Origin of the sequence: Phascolarctobacterium succinatutens (genome assembly GCF_023497905.1) — a bacterium.
Lineage (GTDB): Bacteria > Bacillota > Negativicutes > Acidaminococcales > Acidaminococcaceae > Phascolarctobacterium_A > Phascolarctobacterium_A succinatutens.
This window is the reverse complement of the sequence record NZ_CP097284.1, coordinates 987815-1001025: the sequence shown is the minus strand read 5'-3', so window position 1 is coordinate 1001025 and position 13211 is coordinate 987815. Positions and strand designations below refer to the sequence as shown.

General features: G+C 50.2%; 13 protein-coding genes. 1 reads left to right on the top strand and 12 read right to left on the bottom strand.

Going from position 1 to position 13211, the window contains the following annotated elements:
• The first annotated feature begins 173 nt into the window (after nt 1-173).
• Nucleotides 174-554, top strand: a complete 381-nt coding sequence (locus M5E81_RS04745; protein ID WP_009146336.1) for a desulfoferrodoxin — start codon at nt 174-176, stop codon at nt 552-554.
• A gap of 228 nt (nt 555-782) precedes the next feature.
• Here M5E81_RS04745 and M5E81_RS04740 read toward each other — a convergent pair whose 3' ends face one another.
• The 12 genes from M5E81_RS04740 to M5E81_RS04685 all read right to left on the bottom strand — a co-directional run bounded on the left by M5E81_RS04740 (nt 783) and on the right by M5E81_RS04685 (nt 13203).
• Complete coding sequence (locus tag M5E81_RS04740) at nt 783-1001, bottom strand: hypothetical protein (protein WP_009146335.1); 219 nt, start codon at nt 999-1001, stop codon at nt 783-785.
• 23 nt (nt 1002-1024) lie between these two features.
• Nucleotides 1025-3196 (bottom strand): glycine--tRNA ligase subunit beta, encoded by a 2172-nt coding sequence (gene glyS / locus M5E81_RS04735; protein WP_249747996.1) that lies wholly within the window; start codon nt 3194-3196, stop codon nt 1025-1027.
• On the bottom strand, nt 3196-4077 hold the full coding sequence (glyQ, locus tag M5E81_RS04730; RefSeq protein ID WP_009146333.1) for a glycine--tRNA ligase subunit alpha: 882 nt from the start codon (nt 4075-4077) through the stop codon (nt 3196-3198). Before glyQ ends, glyS begins: the two co-directional genes overlap by 1 nt.
• Nucleotides 4078-4510: 433 nt before the next feature.
• Nucleotides 4511-5425, bottom strand: coding sequence for a ribose ABC transporter substrate-binding protein RbsB (rbsB, locus tag M5E81_RS04725; protein ID WP_009146332.1), 915 nt, complete (start codon nt 5423-5425; stop codon nt 4511-4513).
• Nucleotides 5426-5531: 106 nt separating this feature from the next.
• Nucleotides 5532-6461 carry an ABC transporter permease subunit gene (locus M5E81_RS04720; RefSeq protein WP_009146331.1) on the bottom strand — a complete coding sequence of 310 codons (930 nt, stop codon included), beginning with the start codon at nt 6459-6461 and terminating at the stop codon, nt 5532-5534.
• Between the two features lie 5 nt (nt 6462-6466).
• Nucleotides 6467-7948, bottom strand: a complete 1482-nt coding sequence (locus tag M5E81_RS04715; RefSeq protein ID WP_249747995.1) for a sugar ABC transporter ATP-binding protein — start codon at nt 7946-7948, stop codon at nt 6467-6469.
• 31 nt (nt 7949-7979) lie between these two features.
• Nucleotides 7980-8378, bottom strand: a complete 399-nt coding sequence (gene rbsD, locus M5E81_RS04710) for a D-ribose pyranase (RefSeq protein WP_009146329.1) — start codon at nt 8376-8378, stop codon at nt 7980-7982.
• The gene (gene rbsK / locus M5E81_RS04705; RefSeq protein ID WP_009146328.1) at nt 8378-9259 is read right to left on the bottom strand and encodes a ribokinase; all 882 of its coding nucleotides are present in this window, start codon (nt 9257-9259) and stop codon (nt 8378-8380) included. Before rbsK ends, rbsD begins: the two co-directional genes overlap by 1 nt.
• A gap of 25 nt (nt 9260-9284) precedes the next feature.
• The gene (locus M5E81_RS04700) at nt 9285-10223 is read right to left on the bottom strand and encodes a hypothetical protein (RefSeq protein ID WP_009146327.1); all 939 of its coding nucleotides are present in this window, start codon (nt 10221-10223) and stop codon (nt 9285-9287) included.
• A gap of 4 nt (nt 10224-10227) precedes the next feature.
• A complete protein-coding gene (gene pyk, locus M5E81_RS04695; RefSeq protein WP_249747994.1) occupies nt 10228-11979 on the bottom strand; it encodes a pyruvate kinase in 1752 nt (583 codons plus the stop codon).
• Between the two features lie 15 nt (nt 11980-11994).
• Nucleotides 11995-12189 carry a hypothetical protein gene (locus M5E81_RS04690; protein ID WP_009146325.1) on the bottom strand — a complete coding sequence of 65 codons (195 nt, stop codon included), beginning with the start codon at nt 12187-12189 and terminating at the stop codon, nt 11995-11997.
• Between the two features lie 33 nt (nt 12190-12222).
• The gene (locus tag M5E81_RS04685) at nt 12223-13203 is read right to left on the bottom strand and encodes an electron transfer flavoprotein subunit alpha/FixB family protein (RefSeq protein ID WP_249747993.1); all 981 of its coding nucleotides are present in this window, start codon (nt 13201-13203) and stop codon (nt 12223-12225) included.
• Nucleotides 13204-13211: the final 8 nt, after the last annotated feature.

Here is a 13211-nt window from a genome sequence, read left to right as displayed (position 1 = left end):
CGCAGCCTACATAACGCCAAAATATCACTTTGCATCTTTCCTGTAATTGTGAGAAGTGTGCAACATTTTCTGTAAAGCTATATACTTTTCATATAACATAAGCTATAATTAAGTTAGGGACATTGAGTTTCCGGGTCTATAAAGGTTTTATTTTGCGAAAGGAGCGATGCACAATGACAGTAAAATTTTTAAAATGCAGTATTTGCGGTAATATTGTCGGCCTGATTCACGACGGCGGCGGTGAGCTTGTCTGCTGCGGCAAGCCCATGCAGGAGCTTGTTGCCAACACTGAAGACGCAGCGCAGGAAAAGCATGTGCCCGTAATTACCGTTGACGGCAGCACTGTGCGTGTAGCTGTAGGCAGCGTGGAGCATCCCATGATTGAAAAGCACTACATCCAATGGATTTATCTGCAGACAACTCATGGCGGTCAGCGCTATATCTTAAAGCCCGGTGACAAGCCGGAGGCTGTTTTCGCTCTTGCCGAGGGTGCAGCTCCGCTCGCTGCTTATGCTTATTGCAATCTGCACGGATTGTGGGCGGCAAAGCTGTAACAGTTGATGCCTTACATTCATAAAACACTTCTTTTCTCAGTATCGGAGTCCCGACCGATAATGGTCAGGGGCTCCGATGCTTTTTTATTACTCAAAAAGCTAAAAAATAAAACCGGCCTCCGACAGCTATATGTAATAGCATATCAGAGACCGGTTAAATTACAAAAACAATCACGCCAGGCTTATGGTCTTAAGCCCCAAAGGCTGTTAAAAAGCACAGCGAGAGAATTATTTTTCTACCCACAGGCCTTTTTCGTCTTTTTTGTAGCCAGCAAATTCGATTGCCAACGCAGCCATAACCTTGGTTGCGTCCTTGATCTGTACGTTCAGCTCTTCTGCGCGGATGAAATCATCGTGGCACATTTCGCTGGGGTTTTTGCTGGTGAGCAAAACGTATTCGTTCTGCATTTCTACAAGTGCTTTTGCTTCTGCATTAAATTGTTCCATTAGACTAATCTCCTTAGTTTTTATTATTGTACGATAACGCTCAGGTCACCTACAGCATGGGTAATATCCTTAACTGCTGCCAAGAGTGCCAGACGGTTGTTCTTCACGCGAACGTCCTCGTCCATAACCATAACGTCTTCGAAGAATTTGTTAATCGGGTCAACCAGCTTAACTGCTTCAGCCATAACTGCAGCATAGTCATACTTGGTTGCTGCAACCAGCACTTCCTTGCTGGCTGCCATAGCAGCATTGTGCAGAGCGCCTTCAGCTTCAACTGCAAAGAGCTGCGGGTTGATTGCAGATTCTTCTTCAATCTTCTTGCACAGGTTAGCAACACGGGTTGCAGCCTGAATCAGTGCCGGAGCCTCTGCGGAAGCAACAAAGCTGTTCAGAGCCTTAGCACGGGCAACAAGATCGGTGAAATCGTCGTTCATCTGGTCAGCCAGAACTGCGTCAACTACGTCATAACGGATGCCCTGATCCATCAGCATATTGCGCAGGCGCTGTTTCATGAACTCAGCAATCTGCGGTACGAGCTTTTTGGTGTCCTCTGCCGGGATGTTCAGCAGGTACAGAGCGCCGGCGATAACCTTGTACAGGGATACATGGTAGTTGCCGTCCAGTAAAATGTTGATGATGCCCAGAGCCTGACGGCGCAGTGCGTACGGATCCTGAGAGCCGGTCGGAGCCAGACCGCGGCTGAAGGTAGCGCAGATGTTGTCCAGTTTATCGGCAATACCGGTCAGACGGCCGATATCGGTAGTCGGCAGCTCGTCACCGGCAAAGCGCGGCAGATAATGCTCGTAAATACCCAGTGCAACCTCAGGAGCTTCACCGTCGAGCTTAGCATATTCGCGGCCCATAACGCCCTGCAGCTCGGTGAATTCGATAACCATGCCGGTTACCAGGTCGCATTTGCACAGCAGAGCGGTGCGCTCCAGCTTTTCTTTATCAACCTTGGCATTGATAGCCATAGCCAGCATATCAACAGCCTGTACCAGACGTTTGCTCTTATCGTTCATATTGCCCAGGCCTTCCTGGAAGGAAACAGTTTTGAGTTTTTCCAGACGGTCAGCCAAAGTTTGTTTTCTGTCTTCGTTGAAGAAGAATTCAGCGTCGCTCAGACGTGCACGCAGTACGCGCTCGTTACCGTGAGCAACAATTTCCAAATGCTCCTTGCCGCCGTTGCGGACGGTGATGAACTTGTTCAGCAGGGAGCCGTCCTCTGCCAGTACCGGGAAGTAACGCTGATGCTCTCGCATCGGGGTGATGATGCATTCCTTCGGCAGAGCAAGGAATTTTTCTTCGAATTTGCCGCACAGAGCAGTCGGCCATTCTACCAGATAGTTTACTTCCTCCAGCAGGTCTTCATTGATTTCTGCATGACCGCCTTCGGCAATTGCCAGGTCAGTAACCTGTTGACGAATCAGCTCACGGCGAGCGTCCTGGTCAACCATTACATAGTTGTCATACATAACCTTTTCATAGGAATCAGCATCAGGGATTTCTACAGCGCCGATGGTGCCGATAGCAGCGGAAGCTACAGCGTTCTTAGCCTTACTCTTTACAGTGTCGAACAGAGCCTTGGCAGCATCGCCGATGGACTCATGAGCTTTAGCGTTATCCAGTGCGGAAGGACGCAGGAAGCGGTGACCGCGGCTGAATTTGCCGGATTTTACGCCGGTAATTTCAACAGGGATAACTTCATCGCCGAACAGTGCAACCAGCCAACGAATCGGACGGACGAATTTGAATTCATGATCTGCCCAACGCATGTTTTTCGGGAAGTTCAGGCTGGTGAGGATATCAGTCAGCAGGCCCGGCAGCAAATCCTTAACCGGTTGGCCTGCCAGATGCTTAACAGCATATACATAATCATCGCGAACAACGAGCTCTTTTACGTCAACTCCTTGGCCGCGAGCAAAGCCGATAGCTGCTTTAGAGGGAGCGCCGCTTACGAAAGCGATTTTTGCGGAAGGACCTTTAGCCTCAACAGTGCTGTCCTCCTGAGCCTCGGCAACGCCGCTGGCAATGAAGGTCATACGACGGGGAGTGCCATAGGTTTTAACTGCTTCGAAGGGAATGCGCAGCTCAGTCATTTTCTTTTCTGTCAAATCCTTTAATTGTGCCAGAATGGCAGGCATAAATTTCGCAGGAATCTCTTCTGTACCGATTTCAAAAAGTAATTTTTCCATTATTTATTCTCCCCTTTCTTGAGCAGCGGGAAGCCCATTTCTTCACGTTGTGCTACATAAGCCTTTGCACACAGGCGGGCCATCGCACGTACACGGCCGATGTAGGCAGTACGTTCACTTACGCTGATTGCTCCGCGGGAATCCAGCAGGTTGAATGCATGGGAGCATTTCAGAACGTAATCATAAGCAGGACGGATATAACCAAGCTCAATAACGCGCTTAGCTTCTGCTTCATATTTGTCGAACAGGTCAAACAGCAGCGCGGTGTCTGCTACCTGGAAGTTGTAGAAGGATTGCTCTACCTCGTTGGTGTGGAAAACGTCACCGTAGGTAATGTCGCCAACCCATTGGATATCGAATACGTTTTCTACGCCCTGGATGTACATAGCCAGACGCTCCAGGCCGTACGTGATTTCAACGGTAACAGGCTTAACGTCAATGCTGCCTACCTGTTGGAAGTAGGTGAACTGGGTGATTTCCATACCATCCAGCCAAACCTCCCAGCCAAGGCCCCAAGCGCCCAGAGTTGGAGATTCCCAGTTATCCTCTACAAAGCGGATATCATGGTCCTCCTGATGAATGCCGAGCTCAGCCAGGCTCTGCAGATACAGCTCCTGAATGTTTTCCGGAGAGGGCTTAACGATAACCTGGAACTGATGATGCTGGAACAGACGGTTTGGGTTATCACCGTAACGGCCGTCAGCCGGGCGGCGGGAAGGCTCTACGTAAGCCACACGCCAGGGCTCAGGTCCGAGTACGCGTAAAAAGGTAGACGGGTTCATTGTGCCTGCGCCTTTTTCGATGTCATAGGGCTGTGCCATAATGCAGTTTTGGCCTGCCCAGAATTTTTGCAGCTTCAAAATAATTGTCTGAAAATCCATGTTTTACCTCCTATATTTGTTACAAAGACGGCAATGGCAGCAGCTTGGTCCGAAAAACAAAAAGCACCCGCGTCCCCGTAACTTAAATGTTACAGGGACGGAGTGCATACAGCTCGGACTCCGCGGTTCCACCCTGCTTGACTGCAAAAAATGCAGCCCGCCTCAATCAATATACTTTTACAGCTCCAAAGTGCCTTCATCCGCCTTTGCCGCCTTGCACTGTCACGGCTCGCTGAGGTTGCAGACTACTACTCTTCTTCTTAGCTTAACTGTTAGTATATAAAATGCAGCGCTTTTTGTCAAGTGCGGCAAATAATTTTGTAAATAACGCTCACAAAAATGTATCATCTTTCACCATAACAAAATGCCCCCACGCGAACGCGCAGAGGCATTATTGCTTCAAGTTGTCAGGTTAATATAAATTAAGCGGCTATTATTTCTTTTCGATGAGCTTCAGCGGAGCAGAAATCTTAGCTTCTACTTTTTCGCCTTTAGCAGCTTTAACAGCTACTTCCAGACCTTGCTGGCCCATGATTTCCGGCTGTTGAGCGATAGTAGCGCTCATAGCGCCGCTTTCTACAGCCTTTACGCCGTCAGCAGTGCCGTCAAAGCCAACGATGAAGATTTGCTTGCCAGCACTCTTAGCAGCTTCGATTGCACCCAAAGCCATTTCGTCGTTCTGAGCGAAAATAGCTTTGATGTCCGGGTTAGCCTGCAGCATGTTTTCTGCTACAGTCAGGCCCTTGCTGCGGTCAAATTCAGCAGTCTGTTTAGCAACAACGGTCAGCTTGCTGTCAGCCAGCTTGTGGAAGCCTTCGCCGCGTTCACGGGAAGCGCTGGCACCGGGGATACCCTCCAGCTCAGCAACCTTAACCTTTTCGCCCAGCTTTTTGATAATGTAATCAGCAGCCATTTCGCCGCCCTTTACGTTATCGGAAGCAACCAGGCATGCTACATCACCCTGGTTAGCACTGCGGTCGAGGCAGATAACAGGGATGTTAGCCTTGTTGGCAGCCTTTACGGACGTAGAAATTGCATCAGAGTCAACAGGGTTAACCAGCAGAACGCTGATGTTTTGCTGCAGCAGGTCAGCAATATCATTAGCCTGCTTTGCAGGATCGTTCTGAGCGTCAACAACCTTTACAGTTACGCCCAGCTCCTTAGCCTTAGCTTCTACGCCTTTAGCCAGGGAAACGAAGAACGGATTGTTTTGAGTGGATACGGAGAAGCCAACGGTGATTTTCTTGTCGTTGCCTTTTGCAGCATCCTTCTTGTCGCTGCCGCCGCAGCCGACAATCATCATAGCCATTGCTACAATGCAGGTTAATACCAATAAAATTTTTTTCATGTGAGAAAATACCTCCCGGAATTAGAAATTACTATGCAGACAAAAACTTGAATTAAGCAGGCTGCGGCTGAAAAGCACTGGATGGTGCTTTACGTCCGCATCACGCTTAGTTTTTCTTTCTGTCCATCAGCACAGCCAGCAAAATTACTATACCTTTGACAACTTGTTGGTAAAAGCTGGATACGTTTAAGATATTCAGACCATTGTTCAGAGTGCCGATAATCAGCGCACCGATAATGGTACCGAAGATGCGGCCCTTACCGCCGGAAAGACTGGTGCCACCCAATACTACAGCTGCGATAGCATCCAGCTCATAGCCGGTACCGGCAGTAGGCTGAGCACTGTTCAGACGGCTGGTAAGAATAGCGCCTGCCATACCGCAAAGGAAACCTGTTACGGTATAAGCAAATATTTTAATGCGGTTGATTTTGATACCTGCAATGAAGGAAACCTTCTCATTACCGCCGACAGCATAGGTTTTGCGTCCCAGCGGAGTTTTGTGCAGGATGAACCACAAAATGAAAAACATAATCAGCATCATAATAGCAGGAACCGGCAGACCGGCAACATAGCCCTGGCCAAATTCCAGGAATCGGTCATCCTCGGACAGACTGCTGATAGGGTTGCCGTTGGTATATACCAAAGTCAGACCACGGAAAATAGTCATCGTCGCCAAGGTTGCGATAAAGGGCGCCACCTTGCCGTAGGTAATTACCAGGCCGTTGACACTGCCCAGTGCAGCACCGATGAGGCAGGCCAGCACGATACCGAATACAGGATCCATACCGCCCTTGATAAAGCTGCCCATGAGTGCACTGGAAAGCGCCAGAATACTGCCGACGGACAAATCAATACCGCCGGTTAAGATAACAAAGGTCATGCCAAAGGAAATTAAGGCATTGATAGAAACCTGACGCAGCAGGTTTTTCAGGTTGCTGGGATCGATAAAGCTGCTGTTAAGGCAGGAAATGACCACAAACAACACAATAAGTCCGATTATGGAACCGGATTTTTTTAAGATTGCTTTTACATCCATTATTTTTATTGCCCTCCCGTTGCAAGTGTCATGATTTTTTCCTGGTCTGCTTCATCGTGCAGCAGCTCGCCGGCAATGCGGCCTTCGTGGACAACGACGATTCGGTCGCTCATGCCCAATACCTCCGGCAGCTCCGAAGAAACCATAATAATCGAAACGCCACTTGCAGTAAGCTCGTTCATCAGCTCATATATATCGCGTTTTGCACCTACGTCGATACCACGGGTAGGCTCATCCATAATAATGACCTCCGGGTGTCTGCCAACCCATTTGGCAATAACCACCTTCTGCTGGTTACCGCCGGACAACGCACCGGCCTCAAGGTCCAGGCTGCTGGTCTTTACGCCCAGCTTTTTTGCCATTTTATCGGCAAAATCATTAAGAATATTAAAATTGATGACACCGCTTTGGGCAAAGCTGTCAACACTCGGCAGAGCAATGTTACGCAAAATGGAGAAGTCCAGAATCAGGCCCTCTGTTTTGCGGTTTTCGGTTACGAAGCCCAATCCTGCCTTAATAGCATCCTCAGGCTTGGTAATCTTCAAAGGCTCGCCCTTGAAAACCAGCTCGCCGCCTGCATGAGGATCAACGCCGAAAACGGCGCGCATGATTTCGGTACGGCCGCTGCCCATAAGGCCGGCAAAGCCCAAAATCTCGCCCTTGCGCAGGTTAAAGTTAATATCATGGAAAACTCCCGGCTGTTCAAAGTGCTTAACCTCCAGCAGCACCTCGCCCGGCTTATTGCGGCGGTCGGGATAAAATTCCGTAATGGAGCGTCCTACCATATCGTGGACAATCTGCTCCATGCTGTATTCCTTAACAGGCTTGGTTGCAACGGATACGCCGTCACGCATAACGGTAATCGTGTCGCAGTTCTGCGTAACCTCTTCCATACGGTGCGAAATATACACCATTGCTACACCACGTTTTTTCAGGGAGCGCATAACCTCAAAGAGCTTTTCTGTTTCTCTTTCGGTCAGCGCCGCCGTAGGCTCGTCCATAATAACAACCTTGGCATCCAGCAGAAGGTTACGGACGATTTCCGTCATCTGCTGCTGTCCTACCGAGCATTCGCCGGCTTCCATATCCAGTGGCAGCTCAATTTCAATTTCACGGCATTTCTGCTCTGCCATAGCACGCATAGCCTTAAAATCCAGGATACCCATGCCGTTGGTTACGCTGTGCATCAAAAACAGGTTTTCCAGAATGCTCAGGTTCGGCCAGATATTCAGCTCCTGATGGATGAAGGCGATGCCGTAAGCTTCTGCCTCCAGAGGATTTTTGAAGCTGATTTCCTTGCCGTCGACAAAAATCTGTCCCTTATCCTGCCTGTGAATACCCGTCAGGATATTCATCAGTGTTGATTTGCCGGCACCGTTTTCACCCATCAGAGCGTGTACCTCACCGCTTTTAAGCTTCAGGTCAACACCCTTGAGCACCTCATTAGAACCAAAGGCCTTATGGATATTTCTTAATTCAATCTCCATACTTTTCCTTATTCCTACCTTACGCTAATTTTTAAAAGAAAACATTGCTGTGCAGAATCACATTGGCAAAAGGAGTAATTTCGCCGGTGCGGATAATGCATTTTGCATGCTTGGTTGCCTCCTTGAAGGCTTCGTGGTCTGCATCGATAATCCACTGCTCTTCAGTGAAAAGCTGCTTCATAGCGCCGTAGACAGCAGGATTTCTGCCTTCCATTTCCGCTGCAATTTCTACCTTTTCGATAACCATATTCTTGGCTACTTCCTCAACAACCTCCAGGAAGGAAGGAGTTCCCGGCTTCAGAGCCAGGTCGATTTTCTGCACGCCTGCAGGCACAGGCAGACCGCAGTCACCGATAACGATAGTGTCGGTGTGGCCCAAATCAGCCAGCACCTTCGCAATAGAGCTGTTCAACATTCCACCCTTTTGCATTACTTAAGCATCTCCTCTACTTCATGTAAATAAGGCATACCGCCCTGTGCTCCCAGCTTTTGCACCGAAAGAGCTGCGGCAGCATTGGCAAAGCTGATGCTTTCCTGCATGGATTTGCCATTTGCACGGGCAACAGCAAAGGCACCGTTAAAGGTGTCGCCTGCACCCGTAGTGTCAACCGGCTTTACCTTAAAGCCGGGAACAGTAATAACCTGTCCCTTTTCTGCATAGGCAACACCCTTGCTGCCCAGCGTCATAATCACCTTGCCCTGGTTCTGATCAAGGATATCCGCCTTGCCCTTACCGGCAAACAATGTTGCTGCCTCGTGCTCGTTGGGAGTCAGATAAGTGATCTTATCCAGCAGAGCCTGCGGCACCGGAGCAACAGGTGCGGGGTTCAGCAGCACAGGTACACCGTGCGCTGCGCATTTTTCGATAACATAAGCGTTAGTAGCGGCAGGAATTTCGTGCTGCAATAGCACCATGTCTGCCTTGCTGATATCCTCCCACGCTTCATCAATCAGCGACGGGGATACCAGGTCATTGGCAGCCTTGATAACGATAATCGTGTTATCGTCCTCCGCTACGGTAATGTGTGCGGTACCGCTGTTTTCACCCGGCAGCACCTTCACATAGGTGGAATCAACGTTATTTTCCTTTAAAGCCTTCAATACCAGCTGGCCGTACACATCATCACCGATGCAGCCGACCATCATAACATCTGCTCCCAGGCGGGCTGCAGCAACAGCCTGGTTGGCACCCTTGCCGCCGGGAGAAACGGTCAGGCGGTTGCCGAAAATAGTTTCTCCGGGATGCACCCAGCGGTCACATTCAACAGTAATATCAATATTACAGCTACCTACTACGACAATCTTTGACATATTTTCTACCTCCTGTCTTCAGGATTTATATAATTTTTTGTAATAACAATGCGTATTGCCCGTCAATCAGGTTCGGCTGCAGCAAATCCTTAAGGAGTACTGCCTGCTTGCGGCTGGTTTTGGGCATGGTCTGCTGCCAATAGGTGATAGCAAGCTGCAGCAGCCGCAGCAGCTCCTCTCTGGCGCTCTTGTCGTCGGCAGTCAGCTGCCAGAAAAAGCTGTACCATTGGCGAAAGATATCCGCATCATCCAGCATCGCCGAACGCGATACGTTAGCGGTTACATCACGCAGGTGACGCAAAAGCAGCTGCAGAAGCGCTGTCTGCCGCGCAGGTTGTGCCTTCGGCACACGCCGCAGCAGCAGGCGGTACAGAAGCGTCAGCTCCCTGTAAATTCTGCAGGCCTTGTCAAAGCCATCCCAGCGTGCGTACACGACGAAATGCAGCTGCAGCTGCTGCAGGCTCCACGCCCACCGTTGCAGGTCCTGCTGCTTTAAAAGCCAGCGCCCGGCCTCACGCAGCAGAAACGCCGTCTCCTCGCGCCACCGCCTGCGTGCCATACGCGCCGCCAGACTGAGCCATTCGCCCATAAATTCCTGCAGCACTGCAGTATCGCCGGCGTACGTCCGCAGCCAGCACCGCACCAGCAGTGCAAGCATAGGACGCACTTCATCCAGGCGCCTGTCGCACACGGCAAACGTCAGCCGCAGCAGAACGCTGCCGCCCTGATGTGCCAGCTGCGGATTGACCAACAGCTGCTCCAAACGCGGCCTGCTTTCCTGCATCCAAGCCGCAAAAAGCTGCCGTTGCCGGTGGCGTAAGGCCACCAGCAGACAGCAGCTGATTGCTTGTAATGCTTCATTATCTGCTGCTTCAGCAATAATACCCGAAAAAGCTGTGCAGGCGTTTTGTTCTCTGCCGTCACGCAGAGCAATACATGTTTCTAAAATAAGTTCTGTTACCATATTCCTACAGGTTAATATCGCCTTCGTAGACGTCACCGGAAACAGGATCCACCGTTACCAGCAGGCCGTCGGCCAGCTTGGAGGTTGCTTTCTCCACGCCTACGATAACAGGCAGACCGCAGGTTACGGCAACAATAGCGGTGGAGGATGTCAGGCCGCCCTCTTCGGCGATAATCGCTGCTGCCTTGGCAGCAGCCTGCGGTACAAACTCATCGTTCAGCACATCAACTACAAGTATATCGCCCTTTTGGAGCTTGTCCTTGAAATCTGCCGCAGTTCTGCCTACGCAGATACGGCCGGTGACAGTCTTGCTGCCGATACCGGTACCGCTGATAAGTTTGGTACCCACTGTAACCACCTTAATCAGATTTGTACTGCCCGGAGTACCGATAGGCACGCCGGCAGTTATAACAACAGATGCGCCGTCCTTAATCACGGAGTGATGCAAAGCACACTGCAAAGACAGCTCTATCATTTCATCAGTATTTGTGGAGTATGGCCCCAAAAGCGGCAGCACACCCCAATAAAGCTGCATCGCACGCACGCGCTCAGGCAAGCGTGATACAGCAACAACAGTACATTGAGGCTTATATTTGGCAATCATACGCGCCGTAAAGCCTGATTCGGTAATCGTAAGAATAGTATCTGCCTTTATTTCCTGAGAAATCTGCACTGTAGCATGGCTGATGGCATCGGTAGAATGGATGCGCTCGCTGATGCCCTTTTTCTGAAAGATATGAACATAATCAAGCGCATTTTCCGTGCGAACGGCAATCTTAGCCATCGTCTGCACAGCCTCCAGCGGATATTTGCCGCTGGCAGTTTCGCCGCTCAGCATAATAACGTCGCTGCCGTCAAAAATAGAGTTGGCAACGTCGCTGGCCTCGGCACGGGTTGCACGATAGCTGTTAATCATGCTTTCCAACATCTGCGTAGCCGTAATAACAGGCTTGCCCGCCTTGTTGCAGCGCGCGATAATATCCTTCTGTACCAAAGGTACATCCTCGGTCGGTATCTCTACGCCCAGGTCGCCTCTGGCAACCATAATGCCGTCGGATACGCCGATAATTTCATCGATATGCTGCACACCGGCCTCATTCTCGATTTTGGAAATAATCCCGATGGAAGAGCCTGCTTCCTCAAGCACTTTACGGATAGCGATAACATCATCGGCCTTCTGCACGAAGGATGCCGCAATGTAATCCATATCATGCTCGACAGCAAAAAGAATATCTGCCTTGTCCTGCTCCGACAAAAACGGCAGCTTCAGCTCGATACCGGGGCAGGCCACACGTTTGCGCGAGCTCAGCTCACCGCCGTTGACCACCTTGGTATAAATCTTGCAGCCGTCAATGCGCACAACCTTTAAGGAAAGCAGTCCGTCGGCCAGCAGAATATTGCTGCCTATTTCTACCTCCTGCGGCAGACCGGCATAATTGACGTATGCCATATGGCGGTCGCCCAGATAATCCTCGGTAGTCAGGCAGAAATCATCGCCCTCGTTCAGCTCGATTTTGCTTTCGGCAAACATGCCCAGGCGCATTTCCGGGCCTTTGGTATCTGCAATCGTAGCAATTACCTTACCGGCCTCTTCTGATGCCCGGCGCACCAGCTGCAGCCTTTTGCTATGATCCTCATGATTGCCGTGCGAAAAGTTGAAGCGTGCCAAATCCATGCCTGCAAGCATCATCTTACGCAACAGCTCTACATTGTCCGTGCTGGGACCTACTGTACAGATAATCTTCGTTTTCTTCATCAGGACTGCGCCTCCTCAGTACTGAAACTTATTCTCACACAAAACCTCATAGGCATCCTCTGCCTCCGAAACCGGCAGGCAGATTTCATAAGCCTTATTATGCTTGCCTCCGGCACTTTTCAGCTGTACCAAAAAGCCGTTTTCCGTCAGCATTTGCTTTATTTTTTGGGCTTGTTCCTCAGTGTGGGCAATATAAATTGTTTTCCACATACTAGAATGCCTCCTGTAAATCAGGTAATTGTATTAAGCCTTGTAAGCTTTGATTTTTTCAATCAGCTTCGGCAGGATTACGTTTACATCACCTACGATGCCATAATGAGCAACGGTGAAAATCGGTGCCTCTGCATCCTTGTTGATAGCGATGATGATATCGCTGTCCTTCATGCCGGACAGATGCTGGATAGCACCGCTGATGCCGCAGGCAAAGTAGATATGCGGAGTAACGGATTTACCGGATTGGCCAACCTGTTGGGAGTGAGTCAGCCAGCCCTCATCAATAGCGGCACGGGTGCCTGCTACTGCGGAATTTTCAAAGAGAGCAGCCAGCTGTTCCAGCACGTCGAAATTTTCCTTGCTGCCGAAGCCGCGGCCGCCTGCTGCGATCATATCAGCTTCATCAATCTTAACAGCGTTTTCGCTGCTCAGAGCTTCTTTTTTAACCAGTTCAACACGGCTTACAGCGCCTGCTTCCGGAGTGAAGGCAATAACCTCACCGGTGCGGTTGTTGTCCATTTCTGCCGGTTTGAATACTTTAGGACGAACGGTACCCATTTGCGGACGGTTAACGTCGCAGATGATGGTAGCGCAGATATTGCCGCCCAGTGCGGGACGAGTCCAGGCAACGAGCTTGTCATCGGTTACATCCAGAGCAGTGCAGTCAGCGCACAGGCCGGTATGCAGACGTGCTGCAACACGCGGAGCCAGGTCACGCCCGTCATCGGTAGCACCGAACATAATGGAAGCCGGATCATATTTTTTGGACAGCTGGCAGATAGCATCGGTATATAACTCGGTATCATAATCTGCGTATTTAGCATCCTCAACAACATAAACAACATCAGCGCCGGCAGCAATCAGCTGCTGCGGCAGCTCGCCTGCAGCAGCGGTCACCAGTACCGCACAGCATTTTTCCTCCAGCTTGGCACACAGCTCTTTGGCAGCGCCCAACAGCTCAAAGGTAACATTCATCAGCTGACCATTTTCCTGTTCAGCAATAACCCACATATTTACAC